General features: G+C 58.0%; 19 protein-coding genes. 3 read left to right on the top strand and 16 right to left on the bottom strand.

Annotated elements, in window-relative coordinates; translation table 11 throughout:
- Positions 1–23 precede the first annotated feature (23 nt).
- The 4 genes from WMO17_RS00865 to WMO17_RS00850 all read right to left on the bottom strand — a co-directional run bounded on the left by WMO17_RS00865 (position 24) and on the right by WMO17_RS00850 (position 3,465).
- Entirely contained in the window at positions 24–1,901 is a 1,878-nt protein-coding gene (locus WMO17_RS00865; RefSeq protein WP_349137283.1) for an SGNH/GDSL hydrolase family protein, read from the bottom strand.
- A 42-nt stretch (positions 1,902–1,943) separates the two neighbouring features.
- Positions 1,944–2,597, bottom strand: a complete 654-nt coding sequence (locus WMO17_RS00860) for an HAD-IA family hydrolase (RefSeq protein WP_243112283.1) — start codon at positions 2,595–2,597, stop codon at positions 1,944–1,946.
- 152 nt (positions 2,598–2,749) lie between these two features.
- Entirely contained in the window at positions 2,750–3,073 is a 324-nt protein-coding gene (locus WMO17_RS00855) for an alpha-helical endospore appendage domain-containing protein (protein WP_097777926.1), read from the bottom strand.
- A gap of 74 nt (positions 3,074–3,147) precedes the next feature.
- A complete protein-coding gene (locus WMO17_RS00850) occupies positions 3,148–3,465 on the bottom strand; it encodes a YerC/YecD family TrpR-related protein (protein ID WP_005940332.1) in 318 nt (105 codons plus the stop codon).
- A 695-nt stretch (positions 3,466–4,160) separates the two neighbouring features.
- Here WMO17_RS00850 and WMO17_RS00845 point away from each other — a divergent pair.
- Positions 4,161–5,888 (top strand): carbon starvation CstA family protein, encoded by a 1,728-nt coding sequence (locus tag WMO17_RS00845; protein ID WP_349137282.1) that lies wholly within the window; start codon positions 4,161–4,163, stop codon positions 5,886–5,888.
- Positions 5,889–6,265: 377 nt separating this feature from the next.
- Here the strand turns inward: WMO17_RS00845 and WMO17_RS00840 are convergent, their stop codons facing one another.
- The 5 genes from WMO17_RS00840 to WMO17_RS00820 form a co-directional block, all read right to left on the bottom strand.
- Entirely contained in the window at positions 6,266–6,958 is a 693-nt protein-coding gene (locus WMO17_RS00840) for an alpha/beta hydrolase (protein ID WP_349137281.1), read from the bottom strand.
- Positions 6,959–7,150: 192 nt separating this feature from the next.
- Entirely contained in the window at positions 7,151–8,074 is a 924-nt protein-coding gene (gene tsf / locus WMO17_RS00835; protein ID WP_005940319.1) for a translation elongation factor Ts, read from the bottom strand.
- A gap of 48 nt (positions 8,075–8,122) precedes the next feature.
- A complete protein-coding gene (gene rpsB, locus WMO17_RS00830; RefSeq protein WP_005940316.1) occupies positions 8,123–8,845 on the bottom strand; it encodes a 30S ribosomal protein S2 in 723 nt (240 codons plus the stop codon).
- A gap of 201 nt (positions 8,846–9,046) precedes the next feature.
- The gene (locus WMO17_RS00825; protein WP_349137280.1) at positions 9,047–10,984 is read right to left on the bottom strand and encodes an LTA synthase family protein; all 1,938 of its coding nucleotides are present in this window, start codon (positions 10,982–10,984) and stop codon (positions 9,047–9,049) included.
- A 135-nt stretch (positions 10,985–11,119) separates the two neighbouring features.
- Positions 11,120–11,419: a PRC-barrel domain-containing protein gene (locus tag WMO17_RS00820; RefSeq protein ID WP_097774865.1), complete on the bottom strand. Its 300-nt coding sequence runs from the start codon at positions 11,417–11,419 to the stop codon at positions 11,120–11,122.
- Between the two features lie 130 nt (positions 11,420–11,549).
- On the opposite strand from WMO17_RS00820, the gene WMO17_RS00815 reads away from it, so the two are divergent.
- On the top strand, positions 11,550–12,164 hold the full coding sequence (locus WMO17_RS00815; RefSeq protein WP_005940304.1) for an HAD family hydrolase: 615 nt from the start codon (positions 11,550–11,552) through the stop codon (positions 12,162–12,164).
- A 66-nt stretch (positions 12,165–12,230) separates the two neighbouring features.
- Here the strand turns inward: WMO17_RS00815 and WMO17_RS00810 are convergent, their stop codons facing one another.
- The 6 genes from WMO17_RS00810 to WMO17_RS00785 form a co-directional block, all read right to left on the bottom strand.
- Positions 12,231–12,389, bottom strand: a complete 159-nt coding sequence (locus WMO17_RS00810; RefSeq protein ID WP_005940302.1) for a DUF1540 domain-containing protein — start codon at positions 12,387–12,389, stop codon at positions 12,231–12,233.
- 58 nt (positions 12,390–12,447) lie between these two features.
- Positions 12,448–12,804 carry a nitrous oxide-stimulated promoter family protein gene (locus WMO17_RS00805; RefSeq protein ID WP_005940299.1) on the bottom strand — a complete coding sequence of 119 codons (357 nt, stop codon included), beginning with the start codon at positions 12,802–12,804 and terminating at the stop codon, positions 12,448–12,450.
- A gap of 329 nt (positions 12,805–13,133) precedes the next feature.
- Complete coding sequence (locus tag WMO17_RS00800; RefSeq protein WP_005940293.1) at positions 13,134–13,550, bottom strand: flavodoxin; 417 nt, start codon at positions 13,548–13,550, stop codon at positions 13,134–13,136.
- A gap of 151 nt (positions 13,551–13,701) precedes the next feature.
- Positions 13,702–14,472 carry a heparan-alpha-glucosaminide N-acetyltransferase domain-containing protein gene (locus WMO17_RS00795; RefSeq protein ID WP_349137279.1) on the bottom strand — a complete coding sequence of 257 codons (771 nt, stop codon included), beginning with the start codon at positions 14,470–14,472 and terminating at the stop codon, positions 13,702–13,704.
- 158 nt (positions 14,473–14,630) lie between these two features.
- A complete protein-coding gene (locus WMO17_RS00790; protein WP_005926148.1) occupies positions 14,631–15,182 on the bottom strand; it encodes an NADH peroxidase in 552 nt (183 codons plus the stop codon).
- Positions 15,183–15,469: 287 nt separating this feature from the next.
- Positions 15,470–16,831 carry a uracil-xanthine permease family protein gene (locus tag WMO17_RS00785; RefSeq protein WP_005940287.1) on the bottom strand — a complete coding sequence of 454 codons (1,362 nt, stop codon included), beginning with the start codon at positions 16,829–16,831 and terminating at the stop codon, positions 15,470–15,472.
- Positions 16,832–17,224: 393 nt separating this feature from the next.
- Here WMO17_RS00785 and WMO17_RS00780 point away from each other — a divergent pair, with 393 nt between their 5' ends.
- Positions 17,225–18,346, top strand: coding sequence for a cysteine desulfurase family protein (locus WMO17_RS00780; RefSeq protein WP_349137278.1), 1,122 nt, complete (start codon positions 17,225–17,227; stop codon positions 18,344–18,346).
- Between the two features lie 209 nt (positions 18,347–18,555).
- On the opposite strand, the gene WMO17_RS00775 is transcribed toward WMO17_RS00780, so the two are convergent.
- Positions 18,556–19,191: a thiamine diphosphokinase gene (locus tag WMO17_RS00775; protein ID WP_044953453.1), complete on the bottom strand. Its 636-nt coding sequence runs from the start codon at positions 19,189–19,191 to the stop codon at positions 18,556–18,558.
- Between the last annotated feature and the right edge of the window lie 9 nt (positions 19,192–19,200).

Below are 19,200 nucleotides of genomic sequence, written 5' to 3'. Positions count from 1 at the left end.
CACGGCAGGCCGGGGTGACAGCCTCAGGACGCGGAGTCCGTGGATGCGGACTGCTCGTTGGCGGCTTCCTTGCTGGCATTGGATTCCGAAGCCGCATGGGAGCTGCCAGAGCTTGCAGAGCTGCTCTCGCTGCTGGAGCTGCTATGGGAAGCCGAGCTGCTCTCACCAGAGTCCGCGTGGGACGAGCTGGTGCTGTGGGAAGAGCTGGCTGTTCCGTTGGAAGCAGAAGCCGAGCCTGCCGGGGAAGCCGTGCTCTCACTGCTGGAAGAGCTGTGAGACGAGCTGTCGGAAGAGCTGTGAGACGAGCTGCCGGAGGTGGATGTAGCCCCGGAGGATGCCCCGGAGGTGGTGCCGGACGATGCACCGGAAGAACTGGTGCTGCCGGAAGAACCGCTGCCCGACGTGCTGCCAGAGCTGCCGGAGCTGTGAGACGAGCTGCCGGAGCTTACGCCGCTGACCGTCACATTCAGGACGTTGCTGGTAACGGTGCAGCCGTTGTAGCTTGCCACTGCGTACACCTTAAAGGTCGCATTGAGCATGGAGGGGTCGATCTCCACCTTGACGGTGGTCTTGCCCGCCGCCTGCGGCACTTCCACACCGTTGGCGTACCAGCGGATGCTGTCGGCAGTGAGGTGCTTGCCGCCCAGCTTTGCGGTAAAGGTGTAGGAATCGCCCAGCACGGCCTTGCCGGTGCTGCTGATATGCACGGAAGCCGCTGCAAACACGGCGGTCACGTCCACGTTCTGCTTGAAGTTCGTATCGGTGCGGGTCTTCTGGGTCACGCCGTCGCTCCACTTGACGAACACATAGCCGTCCTGCGGCACAGCCGTCACGCTGATGGACTGGGCGGCGCTGGTCACTTCATAGGAGAGGGATGTCTTGCCGCTGTCGCTGCCGCTGGAAAGGGTGCCGCCGGTCTTGTCCACCCGGTAGCTGGCCTGATACAGCACACCCTGCTCTTCGGAAGAGCCTGCAGCCTCCGAGCTGCTGGGTGCTGTCACCGCAGAGCTGGGGTTCGGGGTATACTCGGCGCGGGTGGGGATGTTGGCGGTGTCGGGCCGACGGTCGTCGGTCTGGTAAGCGTGGGTGCGCAGATAGCTCAGCATGGCCTTCAGACCCACGGGCTTCAGGTGGATATCGCCGGTCTGGTAGTAATCCTCGCGGCCATAGCCGTTGGCATCCTTCAGCGCTTCGGCGCTGTTGAGGAACTTCAGGCCCATCTGCTCACACATGGACAGCAGGGCCATGTTGAAGTCGTCGATCTTGGTCTGGTCCATGTGGGGGTAGTTTGCGTGGTTTGCAGGCACCGGCGGCACCGTGTTCACGATGATGTCGGTGTAGGGGTAGCTTTCCTGAATGGCCTGCACCAGCGCGGTGTAGTTCTTGATGAACTCGTCCACGCTCATGCCGGTATCGTTGGTGCCCAGCATGATGACTACGCGGCGGGGCTTCATTTTGGCCACGGCCTGCGCGATGGTGTAGGTGCTGCTGTCCTTTTTAAAGGTAACGATGCCCTCGTTCAGGGCGGCATGGGTGCCAATGCCCTCCTTGGCGCAGAACTGCTGCAGGCTGATCAGGCCGTTGGCGTACAGGCGCACCGTGTTGGAATCGCCGAGGAACAGCGTTTCCTTCTGGTAGCTCTCGCCCGCGTCGGCGGTCTCCGGCAGCAGAGCGGCAGAGGTCTCGCTGATCTGGTAGTGATCCGAGATATCCTCTTCGCCCGGCACCAGCACCTCGCTGGAGGGCTGTTCCCCCGGAGCTGCAGGGGTCTTGCCGCGCTTGAGCAGCGTCATGGTAATGGCAATGGTCAGAATGGCTGCCAGCGCGCACACACTGCACACCAGCACAGCCTGCTTCTGCATAGGAGTAAGCGATTGCTTTTCCGGTCGTGTATTTCTCATATCTCTCACCATTCACTTAGTTTCCGGTACAGGGCCTTCCGGTCATGCCTGTCCGTTCAGGATCTGGTCTGCAAGGCTGGCGCAGCTTTCGGCCAACAGCACCGGGTGGAAGGGTTCCAGCTCTTCCCTGCTGCCGTAGCCGTACAGCGCACCGGCGGCATCCAGCCCGCAGTCTGCTGCGCCGCGCATATCATCGTTGCGGTCGCCCACCATCAGCACCCGCCTGCCCTGCATCATGGGCTGGGCCAGCACATGGCGCACCACGTCGGTCTTGGTGTCGCGGCTCTCGTCCATAGACGCGCCGCCGATAAAATCAAAATAGCCTGCAAGGCCCTTTTCTTCCAGAATGGGCGTAACGACCTGCGTGGGCTTGGAGGTAGCGGTGCACAGCACAAGGCCCGCGTCCTTCAGGCGCTGCAGCATCTCTGCTGCACCGGGGTAGGCGGCGCACTCGTGGCTGCCCTTGACGGCGTAGCTGTCGCGGTACAGGTCGGTGGCCTTTTCAATGAGGGCCGGGTCGGTAAAGTGCTCACCAAAGCTCTTGCGCAGCGGCGGGCCAAGGTAGCGGCGCAGGTTCACATTTGTGGTGTCCACGCCCATCTTGGCAAAGACTTCTTTTAATGTATTTATGATACCGGGAGCGGAATCGATCAGGGTCCCGTCCACATCAAACAGGATCGCATCGTAGTTCAGCAATTTGTAAATTTCCTCACTTTCATGGTGATACATTGTATAGTATAGCACAGAATCCCGTTATCAGCAATTCCAACAAATGGTTTTTACAAAAATTATGCATTCAAGCAGAGAAAAGGCCCGCCCGGCATCCGGACAGGCCTTTCAGCATCTTCTTACTTCGCTGCGGCATCCACAGGCGGATAGTACAGGTTGTTGGAGACGAACTCCAGCTTATCCTTGAGCACCAGCTCCAGGTTTGCCACGGCGTGCACCATGTTGGTGGCCGAATCGTTTACTTCCAGCAGCTTGCACAGGTCCAGACCGTCCAGTTTCATGGCGGCGTCCATCTTCCGGCTCTCGGCGCACAGGATGTGGCTCAGGGCATTTTCCTGCAGAGCGATGCTCTCCACAAGGTCAATGACCGCCTGCTCCAGCGTCACCTTGGGCAGGCAGGGGCAGGGGCAGCGGGTGGTATCGATACAGTTCTCAGCAGACATGATAAAACCTTCCTTTCGTTCGTCCGGTCAGGGGCGGTGTACGCCCCATTCTATGTCTGCCGGGTACGCCGGTGTTACTCCTGCTTTTTCGGGTTCTGGGTGCCGCGCACCTTTTCAATGGTCTCGCGGTAGCCGCCGGAGCCGTACTGGATGCAGCGGTTGATGCGGCTGATGGTGGCCGTGCTGATCTCCACTGCCTTCACGATCTGATCGTAGGTTCTGCCGTCCAGCAGCATCTTTGCCGCTTCCAGCCGCTGCGCCATATCCGAGATCTCCTTTACAGTGCACAGGTCTTCAAAGAAGTTGTAGCACTCCTCCCGCGTTTCCAGACTGAGGATGGCATCAAACAGTGCATCGGTGGTCTGGTTTCTTCTGGAATTTTTATCTGACATGAATGTTCTCCTTGCCGCCGCAGCGGACTGTCCGGTTTTGGGAGCGTTCCCTCTTTTAATTGTTCCGGAAATGTTCAGGTTCTTTCTTGCATCATCACTTTAGCACATCAAAGTGTGAAAGTCAAGTCCTTGGCGTGAACTCTTTTCATTCGTTGACGTGTATAGTTTTCTTCGTTTCACGCATGAACAAAAATCACCTAAAAATTATTGCAGAACGCTTTTCTGAATTAGTGCATCCTCCGAACTTGTTCCAAAGTTATTGACAATTTGTGAATTCCGCACTAAAATACGGACAATCATTCGGCAAATGCGATGAACAGGACATGATTCTTTGCAGCACCCTCTCCCAGAGAGCCGCCCATCTGATGCAAGGGCAGCAGTCAGGAGCAAAGCGTTCTCCCCTGCGAGCAGCCTGTGTGAACAAAGGCGCTGACCCCGCCTTCCAGTAATGCATGGCCGTTTTGCCCACGTTACGGGGCTGCGTATGTATGTACGCTGGGAGTGGCTGCCCTGTGCAGCAAACGAAGTGGTATCGCGGAGTATTCCATACACGATGTGCAGTGTATGTGAAGGCCTTCGTCTTCGATGGTTCGTCCCAAACGGAACGAACGCAGGAAGACGGGGCCTTTTTTACATCCTGCCGCCCCATGTCGCTGACATTTGCCGGATGCCAAGAAAGGAAAGAGGTAAAAACAATGAATACGCTGGTCATCGTATTGATCGCAGCCGTGTGTCTGTTTGGCGCTTATATGCTTTACGGCCGCTGGCTGGCAAACAAGTGGGGCATCGACCCCTCTGCCAAGACCCCGGCAGTTGTCCATGAGGACGGCCGGGACTACGTTCCCACCGACGGCTGGACCGTGTTTGCACACCAGTTCAGCTCCATTGCCGGTGCAGGCCCTGTCACCGGTGCGATCCAGGCCGCTGCTTTCGGCTGGCTGCCGGTGCTGCTGTGGGTGCTGCTGGGCGGCATCTTCTTCGGTGCTGTCACCGACTTCGGCGCTCTGTATGCTTCCGTTAAGAACGATGGCAAGAGCATGGGCATGCTGATCGAAAAGTACATCGGCAAGACCGGCCGCAAGCTGTTCCTGCTGTTCTGCTGGCTGTTCTGCGGCATCGTGATCGCCGCCTTTGCCGACATGGTGGCCGGCACCTTCAATGCCTACGGTGCTGACGGTGCTCTGGTGGAGGCTGCCCAGACCAACGGTGCTGCCGGCATGGTCTCCATCATGTTCATGGTGTTCGCCGTGGTCTTTGGCCTGCTGCAGAAGAACCTGCACTTCACCGGCTGGAAAGAGAATGTGATCAGCATCGTATTCATCGTGCTGTCCTTTGTGGTGGGTGCAAACTTCCCCATCATTCTGGGTAAGGCTGCATGGAGCTACATCACCTTTGTGTACATCTTCTTTGCCGCTGTCCTGCCCATGTGGCTGCTGAAGCAGCCCCGTGACCACATGACCACCTTTATGTTCGTGGCCATGATCGTGGGCGCTGTTCTGGGCCTGATCGTCAACCATCCCGTCATGAACCTGCCGGTGTTCACCGGCTTTACCAACGCCAAGCTGGGCACCATGTTCCCCATCCTGTTCGTTACCGTTGCCTGCGGCGCTGTTTCCGGTTTCCACAGTCTGGTGTCTTCCGGCACCTCCTCCAAGACCGTTACCAATGAGAAGGATATGCTGAAGGTCGGCTATGGTGCCATGGTGCTGGAAAGCCTGCTGGCTGTCATCGCCCTGTGTGTTGCCGGTGCTTCTGCTGCCGCAGACGGCACCCCCGCAGACGGCACTCCGTTCCAGGTCTTCAGCCGCGGCGTTGCCAGCTTCTTCGTGGGCTTCGGCCTGGACCAGCACTTTGCCTCTGTGTTTATGACCATGTGCGTTTCCGCACTGGCCCTGACCAGTCTGGATGCTGTGGCCCGTATCGGCCGCATGAGCTTCCAGGAGCTGTTCAGCGTGGACGACATGGAGCATGCTGAGGGCTGGCGCAAGCTGCTGTGCAACGTGTACTTCTCCACCTTCCTGACTCTGGCTTTCGGCTTCCTGCTGACCAAGATCGGCTACGCCAACATCTGGCCCCTGTTCGGTTCTGCAAACCAGCTGCTGAGCGCTCTGGTTCTGGCCACCCTGTGCGTGTTCCTGAAGGTCACCGGCCGCAGCAACAAGATGATCTTCCCTCCGCTGATCATCATGCTGTGCGTCACCTTCACCGCTCTGGTGCAGCGCCTGATCGCCATGGTCAAGGCCATCAGCAATGCCGCTGCTGTCACCATCCCCGCTGGCGAGACCACTTGGGGTGCTGTGTTCATTGCAAACGGCCTGCAGCTGATCCTGGCCGTGCTGCTGATCGTTCTGGGCCTGAACATCGTGTTCCACTCCTTCAAGGCCTATAAGAATGCTGAGCAAAACAGCGAAGCAAAGGTCTGAGTTTCAGATCCTGCTGAACTGAATCTGTAAATGCAAACTGCCGCTGACGGCGTAAAAACCGTCAGCGGCAGTTTTTGTTGCTGTAAGCTTCTATGATTTGAAATGGCCTCCGCGTGCGCTCTGGCCATAAGCAGAGGAAAATTTATTTGATATTGTGGTTTGGAAACGACTGCGGTCGTTTCCAAACCATTTTTTCACAGAAAGAGTCCCAAAGATAAAATGCATAGTCACCACAAAAAATGCAGTGTACGGTCACGACCTTTCCCGTGAAAAAGCAAACCAGCAAAGCCCGCAGGCTTTGCTGGTTTGCAAATATAAAAATAATACTTCCGCTAAAAATAGCCAAAGCGCACGCGGCGGCTATTCTAAATCAAAAATCAAAAATTCGTTTCTTCCCACGTTTGAAGGACCGCCATCTGCACTGGGGTATGGAACCAGTGTTCCCCGCCCTCCATGATCGTCAGATGCGCCCCGCTTTCCTGACGGAAGCGCTCGATCATGGTGCGGCTGGTCAGGGCATCCCTGTCACCATACAGCACCTGCGTGCGGCCATGCCAGTGCAGCGGATGTTCCCGCACCCAGCACAGATACGGCCATGAGAGGGTCTCCCCAAGATCCGTGGGGATCTCCCCTGCCCGGTGCAGCTGTTCCTCGGTCACATGGGCACATTGCATCATATTCGTGATGAGAGCTTCCATATCCACCACCGGAGAGACCAGCAGGGCCTGTTCCGGCGCGTCTCCCTGCAGCGCCTGCATGGCAAGCCACGCGCCGATGCTCACGCCATACAGCCGGATATGCGCCCACACCGGCTTCATGCGGGCATAGACAGCCTGCAGTTCCGGGACCACCACCCATGGCAGTAACCGCTCAGGGCTGTTTTTCCGTGCGCCATGCTCGGGCAGGTCGATAGCCAGCACCTGCCAACCTGCTTCACAGGCTGTAGCGGCAAAACGTTCTGCCTCTTCCTTGCAGCCGTTCTTGCCATGGAGATAGAGGTAAACATTCCGGCTCCGGCTGCCGTACAGAATGGCAGGGATGCCCGCAAGAGTCATGGTTTGTTTTTTCATAAGGGATTCTCCTTATCCGATCATGCTCTCCATTCGGAGAGACGTTTTGTTTACACTGCGCATTGCTTTTCGTCCTCCCTTCTTTCCGTTTTCTCTATGATAGCACATCCGCCCGGCAAACACAAACAAAAAAAGGAGCCGCAGCGCCCTGTTACGGGTACTGCAGCTCCCAATTCAACTTTGGAAGTTAAATTACTTCACCATGCTTGCAACTTCAGCAGCGAAGTCGTCAGCACGCTTCTCCAGGCCTTCGCCCTTCTGGAAGCGGGTGAACTTGACGATCTTGATGTCGCCGCCCAGATCCTTAGCGACCTTAGCGGTGTACTGAGCAACGGTCAGGTCGCTGTCCTTGACGAACTCCTGATCGACCAGGCAGTTCTCCTTGAAGAACTTCTTGATCTTGCCCTCGATCATCTTCTGCTTCACAGCCTCGGGCTTGTTAGCGGTCTTGGGATCGCCAGCCATCTGAGCCAGCATGATCTCCTTCTCCTTGGCCACGACCTCAGCGGGGACAGAAGCCTCATCGACATAGCCGGGGTTAGCAGCTGCGACCTGCATGGCGATGTCCTTGCCGTAGGTAACGAACTCGTCCTTAGCCTCGATGCCGTTGGTGGTCTCGAAGTTGACCAGAATGCCGTGGGTGCCGCCGCCGTGGACGTATGCAGAGCAAACGCCCTCGTAACGGACGAAGCGGCGAACCTTGATGTTCTCCTTGATGACCAGGATCAGGTTCTTCAGAGCCTCGTCCACGGTCTCGCCGTTCTCGGTCTTGCAAGCCATCAGAGCCTCAACATCAGCAGGGTTCTGCTTCATGATGACCTGAGTAGCCTCCTTGACGAAAGCAACGAACTTGTCGTTCTTGGCGACGAAGTCGGTCTCAGCGTTGACCTCGATGACAACACCCACCTTGCACTGGGGGCAGTAGTCAGCGTAGACCATGCCCTCGGCAGCGGTACGGCTTGCCTTCTTGGCAGCGGTAGCCAGACCACGCTCACGCAGGATCTCGATTGCCTTCTCGAAGTTGCCGTCAGCCTCGGTCAGAGCCTTCTTGCACTCCATCATGCCGCAGTCGGTCTGCTTGCGCAGTTCCATAACGTCCTTTGCAGAAATAGCCATTTTCGTATTCTCCCTTACACGTTATTTTGTTGTTTGTGGGATGGGAAATCAGGCGTTTGCTGCATCCTCAGCGGGAGCGGCCTCCTGGTTGCCCTGCTTGCCTTCCAGCACAGCGTCAGCCATAGCGCCAGCGATCAGCTTGACAGCGCGGATTGCGTCGTCGTTGCCGGGGATCACGTAATCGATCTCGTCGGGGTTGCAGTTGGTATCAACGATAGCCACGATGGGGATGTTCAGCTTGCGGGCCTCAGCAACAGCGATGCGCTCCTTGTGAGGATCAACGATGAACATAGCCTTCGGCAGGGTCTTCATGTTCTTGACACCGCCCAGGTACTTGTCCAGCTTCTCCATCTCCAGCTCCAGCTTGGCAACTTCCTTCTTGGGCAGCAGCTCGAAGGTGCCGTTCTCCTTCATCTTAGCCAGCTGATCCATACGGTCGATGCGCTTGCGGATGGTGCGGAAGTTGGTCAGCATACCGCCCAGCCAGCGAGCATTGACATAGTGCATGCCGCAGCGCAGAGCCTCGTCACGGATGGACTCCTGAGCCTGCTTCTTGGTGCCGACGAACAGGATGTCGCCGCCCTCAGCTGCAACTTCCTTCACGTAGTTGTAAGCCTCGTCCAGCTTCTTCACGGTCTTCTGCAGATCGATGATATAGATGCCGTTGCGCTCGGTGAAGATGTACTTAGCCATCTTGGGGTTCCAGCGGCGGGTCTGGTGACCGAAGTGCACACCTGCTTCGAGAAGCTGCTTCATAGAAACGACTGCCATAGTAAAAATACCTCCAGATATTGTTTTGCCTCCGCACACCGTGATCCCGGGCCGTATCGGACGGTTCGGGACTGCCCTCCACCCATTTGGGCACAAAAGGGCATAGTGATGCGTGTGTAATGCCTTGTTATAATATCACAAACAAACGCCGGTTGCAAGAGTTTTTCTCTGTTTTTTACAAAGAAATCGTCTGTTTTTCGCTCATTTGCCTGTGTCCACGCCGCTCAGGCCCGCAAGGCCCATGCGCTGCAGGGCGTATCCCCTGCCGAACATCAGGTCGTACTGCAAAAGCCAGTGCTCTGCGCTCCACCGCTGCTGGAACTCGGTAGGCTCCTGCGTGGTGGTGCCGTCCAGATTCATGGTGGTTCCGCGGGTATTGGTGCGGCTGGCCACGCGCAGCTGACGGTTCAGGAACTGGAAGTAGAGCGGCTCTTCCAGACCGTAAATATCCATCATCACCGGCGAGATATCGTAAGCGGCAATGGTGCCAAGGTCCACCTGCTGCTGGCTGTAGTTGGACCACATCAGCAGCGTGGTCTGGTGCAGGCGGGGGTCTGCGCTGGAATCGCTGGCATAGCCGGTAGTGGTGTAGACATCGTAATTGGAATCGATGGGGTTATAGTGGTCGCCCCAGAACACCAGAATGACCGGCTCGTCCACCTGCGAGAAGTATTCGGTCAGTTTGCCCATCATGGCATCTGCATCCCGGATGCCGGTAGCAAAATCTTCCAGCGCGCCCACGGTGCTGGGCTTGAGGCCCGCCGGGTGGGACAGCACCTTTACGCGCTCGTCGTCCGGGTAGTTGTCCTTGTTATAATTGGTATGGTTCTGCATGGTGACAGCGTGCAGGAAGATGGGCTTGTCCGAACTGGACTTCATGCTCTCGTACTGCTGGATGATCTGGTCGGCCATGGAATCATCGGTGACAAGGCCGCTGGTCCAGTAGTGCTTGCGCACCTTGGTCACGCCATGCATATCCTCAAGGCTGATAAAATCGTCAAAGCCGAGGTTGGGGTAAGCCTTGTCGCGGCTCCAGTATTTTGCCCAGAAGCAGTGCACGGCTGCGGTCTGGTAGCCCTTGAGCTTGAGGTAATTGGGCATGGCGAACATGGGCTTGGTCACATGCTGCTGGTAGGGCTTGCTGCCGCTGGGCAGGAAGGATACCGAGTAGCCGGTAAGGGCTTCAAACTCCACATCGCAGGTGCCGCCGCCAAAGCTGGGGCTGTAGGCCCGGCCATAGGCGCTGGTCTGCTGCAAGGCGTGCAGGTTCTTGGAGACATCGGTATCAAAGGTGATGCCGTACTGTTCCAGCTCCGAGACATCCCAGTAGGACTCGTCCATCACATAGATGATGGTGGGCTGCTTCACCTGCTCGTCCTTGGGGGTCACGGCGCTGTAGCTGGTGGAGTACAGCGGGCTGGTGGCAAACTTCTGGCTCTCGTCCGCATTGTCCAGCAGGGCATCCACCGCTTCCTGCGAGTATTCCTCGGGCTTCGAGATCTCCAGATTGGTGAGGTTGGTCATAAAGCCGGTGATCACGCCGTAGTAGCGGTAGTAGCGGTCCTGCATCCATGCATCCGGCGTAATGCCCAGCACCTGCGTGACAGCGGGCTGCAGGTACACGCCGAACACCAGCAGGCAGAGGGCCGCTACGGTGGCGGCACTGCCCGCCAGCCGGGGCAGCCAGCGCTGTTTGTGGCGGCCGCGGAACAGGAAGAAGCTGCCCACCGTCAGCACCAGCACCACGATGATGGTCACCACCATGCTGGGCTGGATCTTGAGGCCCGCAGCGGATGCCACGCCGGCAGCTTCTGACACCTGTGCCAGATCCCACGGCAGAAAGGGCTCGCCGCGCAGCTGCAGGGTGTAAAAGTTCACCGCGCAGGGCGCACAGCCCAGCACCGCCATGCCCAGCGTGGACAGCGGCGGACAGCGGAACACCCAGTCCAGCAGCAGCCACACCAGAAACAGCAGCAGCCACGCCAGCAGATAAGCCCCGATGTGCGGGAAGATAAAACTTGCAAAAACGTCTGCGCTCAGGCTCCCGCGGGCGATCCCCTCGCCCAGCAGCAGCACGATCAGCGATGCCGCCAGCGGGAATACCATCCGCAGCGCCAAAAGCGGTTTGGGAGTTTTCATAATTCCTGTTCCTTTCCTCATCCTTGAAACCTCAGATCAAACGCAAAAGCACATTTCTTTACGCTTTTTGCACAAAGCTTCTGCGATTATTATAGTCACTTCCACAAAAAAGTCCACCCTGTTTTTGCAAAAACTTTACAAACCCAGCTTCACGCGCAGCTTTTGCCACCACTTGAGCTGTTCCGGCTGCGGCGGTGCTTCCGGCAGGGCCGTGTGCACCAGCACCGCATCCGTGCCAATGGTCTCGATCTCCTGCCATGGAATGGTCAGGCTATCGTCCCGGCCAAGCAATCCGAACAGCCTTGGCCGCCCCAGCAGGATCAGGCTCTGCAGCCGGGCGGTGGCAGGGTCAAAGGTCAGGTCGTCGGCCCGGCCAAGGCAGACCCCCTGCTCCAGCTGCACCACCTCTTTTTCACACAGTTCCCGGATGGTCAATGCCCTTCTCCCCTTTCTGCCACAGCTTATGCAGCCGCCGGGCGCATCATGCAAAAAGCAGTGGAAACCGCATGGCAGATTGTGGTATACTGTGGTCAGAGCATTCCATGAGAAACAGAGGAAATTTTAAATGTATAAAAGCATCGTGTTTGATCTGGGCGGTGTCATGGTGGATTTTGCCCCCCGCGCCTATCTGGTAGACCGCATTTGCAATGAAGAGATCGAGGAGCAGGTGTACGACCTGACCTTTGGCAGCGAGGAGTGGAAGCAGCTGGATGCCGGGCTTGTCTCCCGCTTTGACGGCAATCAGGCCATGCTGCGCAACGCCAAGGCCGCCGGGCGCGAGTTTGAGGTGCAGGGCGTGCTGGACGACTGGCTGCACATCCTGCGCCCGCGCCGCCGGATGCAGGAGCTGGTGCGCCGCCTGAAGAACCATGGCTACAGCGTGTACTATCTCAGCAACATCCCGGAGGACGTGCTGGCCCTGCTCAAGGAGCGCGGCGTGCTGGACCGCTTTGACGGCGGCGTAGCCTCCTGCGAGGTGCACATCAACAAGCCCGACCCCCGCATCTATCAGGCCCTGCTGGACAAATACGGTCTGAAGGCCAGCGAGTGCGTGTTCATCGACGACAATCTGGCCAATGTGCAGGCCGCATTCACGCTGGGCTTCGTGGGCATCCGGATGAAGGAGAGCGTGGGCACCCTGATCCGCAGCCTTGCCACCTGCAATGTGGCCCTGCGCTGACCTCCGTGACCCAAAACAGCTCCTGCCGGAAATGCTCTGGCAGGAGCTGTTTTGCTGCTTTAGGAATTACTTTTTCTCGTAGCTCTGGCAGTAGTGCGGGGTCTCCACCTGCTGCGTATCGCAGGTGCACTGCTCGGTCACTTTGATCTGGGGCAGGTCGCACTTGCAGCCGCTCACATTGTGGCTGCACTCGCAGACATCACAGGTAACGCCGATGTTTTCCATATTTATCACCTCTCTGTCCACAGTATGGCCTGCGGGCAGGGTGTTTATTCTGGAAAACTCAGCCAGCCTTTTTCGCTTCGCGCTTAGACCGGAGTGTGACTGCCGCATGCCGGATGGAAAGCACCGGGTGCACCGGCAGCATCCGCGGGCCTGCCCAGCGCATCACCGCGCGGATCTTCTCCCGCATTTCCGGCTTGTAGCAGTGCACTTTGCAGGCCGAGCAGAAGGTCTTGGTCTCCATGAACGGGCATTTGTCAATGCGGGTCAGGGCGTAATCGTGCAGCTGCCGGCACTCCGGGCACAGGCTGCCTTTGGGTGTTTTGTGCTGCCTGCGGCAGTAAAGAGCGATCATCTCGCTCACCAGCATCTTTTCATCTGCGCGCTTCTGATCCAAGTTCTTCGGGGTATCCTGCATGGGACGGGGCCTCCTGCTGCCTTATTTTTTTCTACGGTCCGACCGCATTGCAGCGCGGCGCACCGCACGGCGCAAAAATGCAAAGCCTACCGTAACACCAATTGCTGCAGCCACTGCCATATACACCGCCTTCTGAAACCAAAGCGGCAGGAGCGCAGACCTTTCCGTCTGCTGTCCCCTGCCGCAGTTTTGATGCATTCTGTACAGAGGCTGCTGCTTTTGCGTGAAAGTTAGTATTTACTAACTTTCAGTTCTGCAAAAACACCGTTTTTCGGTGTTCTCATAGTTTATCGCAGCTGTCTCTGTTTGTCAAGAGAAGCTTCTCCTGTTTACCATGCAGCCAGATCTGCACCCAGCTTGCGGCATGCAGCCTGAACATCATCGTCCGGGGCCTCGTTGCAGATCAGGCCCTCACCGTTCAGCACCTGTGCGCCGTCGCCCTGAGCACGCTCCACCCAGTCACGCATCCACTGGCCGTCGCCCCAGCCGTAGGAGCCGAACAGGGCGATCTTCTTGCCGTTCAGAGAACCCTCCAGATCAGAGAACATCGGCTCGAACTCGCTCTCCTCCAGCTGCTCAGCACCCATTGCGGGGCAGCCAAAAGCCACTGCATCAAACTCAGCCAGCTTTGCAGCGTTCATCTCGCTGCAGGGCACGATGGTGCCGTTTGCACCCTCTGCCACGCAGTTTGCCATGGTCTCAGTGTTGCCGGTTGCGCTCCAGAATACGACTGCTACTTTGCTCATAAAGATCGTCCTCTCTCAAATCAATATTAGTTAGATATATCTAACTTTATGTTCCATGAAAATGCGTCCAACCACGCAGACGCATCCCCATTTGGTTAGTATCTTCTAACCACCGATAGAATACCACAGCTTCCCGGCTGTGTCAAGCCTTTTATGCAAAAAGAACTGCCGCGGCCGAAAGTACGCCGTAGATCACCGGCTGGTGCAGCAGATACAGCAAAAGCGAGTGCTGCCCCATCCAGCCCAGCGCCGGGCACACCGGGCGGCGCAGCGGTTCCATGCGTCTGCGGCCCACCGCCTTGTGCAGGTAGTACCCCGCCCAGAACAAAAACAGCCACAGCAGCAGGCCAAAGTAATCGGTGGAGTAGAACCAGTCCGGGTAAAAGCCAAAAAATGCAGTAAAGTAGTTGGCATACAGGCTCTGCGGCAGCATCAGCTTCCAGCCGCCAAGGCCCACCCAGCCCGAGCCGACCGGGTAGCACACCGCAAACAGCACCGCCGACACCGCAAGGCCCACAGCGGGCATCACTTTTTTCAGCAGCGGTTCCAGCACACCGGTCAGCAGCATGGCCGTACCCAGAAAGGTCAGCACGCCAAAAATGACCCGGTTTTCCGGCATAAACACCAGCGTCACCGCCGTTACCAGCGCTCCGGCGGCAAACACGGTAACACCGCGCCGCAGCATATGCCGCCCAAAGGGCGCACAGAAGCCGGACAGCAGAATGAATACCCAGCAGATGGCCTGCTGCCACAGACGCCCCGGCATTCCCGCGTACCAGTCCATCCAGATGCCGAACAGGAACATCATGTCCCAGCAGGCATGGTACAGCATCATGCTGACCAGATCCAGCCCGCGCAGCTCGTCCAGCAGGGCGTAGCGGCCCGCCGGGGCCTTTTGCCGGGTGGTGTGTCCGTTTTTCATTCCCCCGTCTCCCCTTTCGCAGTTCATTGAACACGAGATAAATTATAACCCGCCGCCGCTGTGCCTGTCAACGGAATAGTTCCGTAGGTTGAACAAAAAAACCGCTGCACAGCGGCAAAGCCATGCAGCGGTCAGAATGGATAACCGGGGAAACCTTATCAGACTTCGGTGTTGAAGTAGCGCTTCAGCAGGCCCTCAAAGCCGCGGCCGTGACGGGCCTCGTCCTTTGCCATCTCGTGAACGGTGTCGTGGATGGCATCCAGATTCAGGGCCTTTGCCTTCTTGGCCAGATCCATCTTGCCTGCACATGCGCCGCACTCGGCCTCGGCACGCATCATCAGGTTCTTCTTGGTGCTGTCGGTGACAACTTCGCCCAGCAGCTCTGCAAAGCGGGATGCGTGATCTGCTTCCTCGTAGGCATAACGCTTGTAAGCCTCAGCGATCTCGGGGTAGCCCTCGCGCTCAGCCACACGAGCCATTGCCAGATACATGCCGACCTCGCTGCACTCACCCTCAAAGTTTGCGCGCAGGCCGTCCACGATCTCCTGCGGAACGCCCTCGGCCTTGCCGATGCCCACAACATGCTCGGTGACGTAGGTGTTGCCGGTCTTCTCCACAAAAGCGGAAGCAGGAGCCTTGCAGACGGGGCACTGTGCCGGGATCTCGCCTTCAGCAATATAACCACAAACGGTGCAAACGTACTTCTTCATAAGAATAGACCTCCATCATTCTTTTTATATCAGTTAGAAAACAGGCTGGGCGGTGTTGGTACTCACCGGCCCTTGTCATGGCTCTATTATAGCGAATAATTCCTAGTTAGTCAAGGATAATTTTAAGAATAATTCCTATTTATTTTGCCTTATAGATAAATTCCGGCAGGGTCACTAAAAACCATCATCAAAAACTGTGTGCTTTGCCCTGTGCACCTTAAAAACAGCAAAGCCGCCCTGCACACACAGGACGGCTTCTGCCTTGTTCTTCCTTCTTCTATGGGAGATCAGACCTGCAGGTTGCTGCTGGTAGCGGCTTCGGAGCCGTCGGCAGCATCAAACTCGTAGTCGTTGCCGGGCAGGATAGCATTCAGCAGGATGCCTGCGATCGCGGCCACAGCCAGACCGGACAGGTTGATGGTAACACCTGCAACGGCAAAGCTGACACCGCCCACAGAGTTGAAGCCCAGTGCGCACACCAGAATGACAGCGGCCACGATCAGGTTGCGGCTGTTGGTAAAGTCCACGCGGTTCTCCACCACATTGCGCACACCGATGGCGGAGATCATGCCATACAGCACAAAGCTGATGCCGCCGATGATGCCGGTGGGGATGGTGTTGATGACAGCCTCAAACTTGGGGCTGAAGCTCAGGATGATGGCCAGGACAGCCGCAATGCGGATGACCAGCGGATCGTAGATCTTGCTCAGAGCCAGCACACCGGTGTTCTCGCCGTAGGTGGTATTGGCCGGGCCGCCCAGCAGGCCGGCCATGGTGGTAGCAAGGCCATCACCCAGCAGGGTACGGTTCAGACCGGGGTCGTTGATATAGTTGTGGCCCACGGTTGCGCTGATGGCGGCGATATCGCCCACATGCTCCATCATGGTTGCCAGTGCAATGGGGATGATGGTGAACAGTGCGCTGATGAACTCCGGGCTGCCGTCGATGGCAAACAGGCCCATGGCCTCCTTGTGCAGAGGGATGCCCACCCATGCAGCCTCAGAAATGCGCTGGAAGTCCACTGCACCGGTCACCAGTGCCACTGCATAGGACACCAGCACGCCGATGAGGATGGGCAGGATCTTGACCATGCCCTTGCCCCAGATGTTGCACACGATCACGACACCCAGTGCCACAAAGGCCAGGATCCAGTTGGACTGGCAGTTTTTGATAGCAGAGGGGGCCAGGATCAGGCCGATGGAAATGATAATGGGGCCAGTGACCACCGGCGGGAAGAACCGCATGATGCGGCGGATGCCGAAGGTGGAGATCAGCAGGCTGGCCACCAGATACACCAGACCGGAAAATGCGACGGCGGCGCAGGCGTAGGGCAGCATCTTGGTGTTGGCAACGGTCAGGTTGCCGTCTGCATCTGCCAGCATGGGGGCCACGATGGAAAAGCCGCCCAGATACGCAAAGGAGGAGCCGAGGAATGCAGGCACCTTCTTTTTGGTAATGAGGTGGAACAGCAGGGTGCCCAGACCTGCGCACAGCAGGGTGGTGGAAACGCTCAGGCCGGTGAGCAGCGGCACCAGCACCGTTGCGCCGAACATGGCAAACATGTGCTGCACGCCCAGAATGAACATGCGGCCTGCGCCCAGCTGGCGCGCGTCGTAAATGCCTTTGGAGTAATCGATCTTTTCACTCATGAAGTTTTCTGCCTCCTACAGAACTCGCAGCCCCAAAAAAAGAGGCACCGCCGTCAGCAAAACGGCAATGCCCCTGAAATTTGGGAACAATGATCCCGCCCGGAAATGAGAAGTGTAATGCAGCGCAGTCGATGATTCTTGTGCAGCATGGTGCGCTCCCCCTTTCATTCAGGCTCTTTCCAAACCGCCGCCAAAAGCCCCGCAAAAGGCCGCAGCGGGCAGTCCTTTCAGAGATTATAGCAGACTTTTTGCCGCCGCGCAACTATTTTGCTTAATTCTCCTGTATTTCCAGCCCGGAAGTTTGCGCCGCTTCTCTTGCAATCCGGCCCAAAGCGCACTATAATATAACCTACCATTGTAATCTGTATTATAAGAGAATTATCAGGAGAGTTTATGATCTATCTGGATTATTCCGCCAATACCCCGGTAGACGAAGCGGTTTTACAGCGCTTTTGCGAGGTGGAGCGCAATTGCCCGGGCAATGCCAATTCCCGCCACGCAGCAGGCACTGCCGCAAAGGCTGCCATCGATGCCGCCACCCAGAGCATTGCCCGCAGCCTGAACGTGCAGCCCGCCGAGATCATCTATACATCCGGTGCCAGCGAGGCCAACAACTTTGCCATCAAGAGCATCGCCCGGCTGGAGCGCCACCATGGCAGTCACATCATTTCCACCCCGCTGGAGCACTCCTCGGTGAGCGGCAGCCTGACCGCCCTGCAGGAGCAGGGATACGAGATCGACCTTGTGGACATCCGGCAGGACGGCACGATGGACCTTGCCCACCTGAAAGAACTGCTGCGCCCGGACACCATTCTGGTGGCCGTCACTGCCGTGGACAGTGAGCTGGGCGTGGTGCAGCCGGTGGCCGAGATCGCGGAAATGTTGAAGGCCTGCCCCCACTGCCACTTCCATGTGGATGCCACACAGGCCGTGGGCAAGCTGCCGGTCAGCCTTGAAGGCATCGACACCATAAGCCTGACCGCCCACAAGTTCTACGGGCTGAACGGCATCGGTGTGCTGGTCAAGCGGCGCGGCCTTGCGCTGGAGCCGCTCATCCATGGCGGCGAGAGCACCACCATCTACCGCAGCGGCACCCCCACCGTGGCGCTGGCCTGTTCGCTGGCGCTGGCGCTGGAGAAGGCAGTGAGCGAGCTGCCCGCCCGGGTGGAGCACATCCGCGCCCTGAACGCCCGCCTGCGCACCGGGCTTGCCCAATACCCCAAGGTGCGCATCAACAGCCCGGGCACCGCCGTGCCGCAGATTTTAAACCTGAGCGTACAGAACGTGAAGGGCACCGTGTTCCAGCGGGAGCTGGATGCCAGGGGCGTATGCGTCTCGGTCAAATCGGCCTGCTCTTCGGACGGCCTGCCCTCCCGCGCCGTGTTTGCCGTGAGCCATGACCGGCGCAACGCGCTGTCCTCGTGGCGCATCAGCCTGAGCCACCTGACCACGGAACAGGAGATCACTGATTTTATGCAGGCGTTCGATGCCTGTTACAACGCCCTGACGCAATAAAAAGGAGTATTATGAAGCAAGATCCCCCCGCCGACCAGCAGCGAGGGGATCTTTTTTACTGTTTTTGAATGCCGAACAGTCTGCGCAGAATGCCGCGCAGCGCCTTGGGGCTTCGGATCACAACTACCTGCATATGCTCCCCGCCTTTCCGTTTTCTGGCCCATCCTATGCAGGCAGGGGCCGGAATGTTCCGGCAAGGGCAGCAGCGCTCAGTCTGCGATGGTCTCCACCACCACCAGCGCACCGCTGCGGGTGGAGATGGTGATGCAGTCCGACCCGGCAGCGTACTCGTTGCTGACGCCCAGCGGGTAGCTGGCGGTCAGCTCCGCATCGGTCAGCTCATAGTAGGAGCCGCGCTCGCACACGCCCTGCGCCCTGCCCTCCATCGGGAAGGCCGAGAAGAAGAAGTACTTCTCCTTCGGGTAGCGGCGGGTCTCGCCAGGCATCACGTAGGTGATGCGGCTGCGCTCATCCAGCAGGGTGGTGCGCACACCGCGCTGTTCCAGCCCAAGGCCAGTGCACAGGTTTGCAAGGGTGTGCTCCACCCGTCTGCCGCCAAGGCCGCCCAGCAGCAGCACCTCGTCAAAGCCCTTTTCCGAGACCAGCTTTGCAGCATACTCGGTGTCGGTATCGTCCTTCACATGGGGCAGCACGATGATATCGTCGTCCTGCTGTTCCGGGCAGGGGGCGGTGTCAAAATCGCCCACGATGATGTTGGGTCTACGCCCCAGAGGTGCGCAGTTGCGGTAGCCTGCATCACAGGCAATGATAAAGTCGTCCGGCCGCAGGGCCTCTGCCAGCTCCGGAGAAACCGGGCAGGCCGAAATGATCACACAGCGTGACATGAATCTCTT

It is taken from the genome of Faecalibacterium faecis, assembly GCF_040096475.1.
Classification (GTDB): domain Bacteria; phylum Bacillota; class Clostridia; order Oscillospirales; family Ruminococcaceae; genus Faecalibacterium; species Faecalibacterium taiwanense.
Note: the sequence above shows the minus strand (reverse complement) of the source record. Positions and strands in the feature narration are given on the sequence as shown.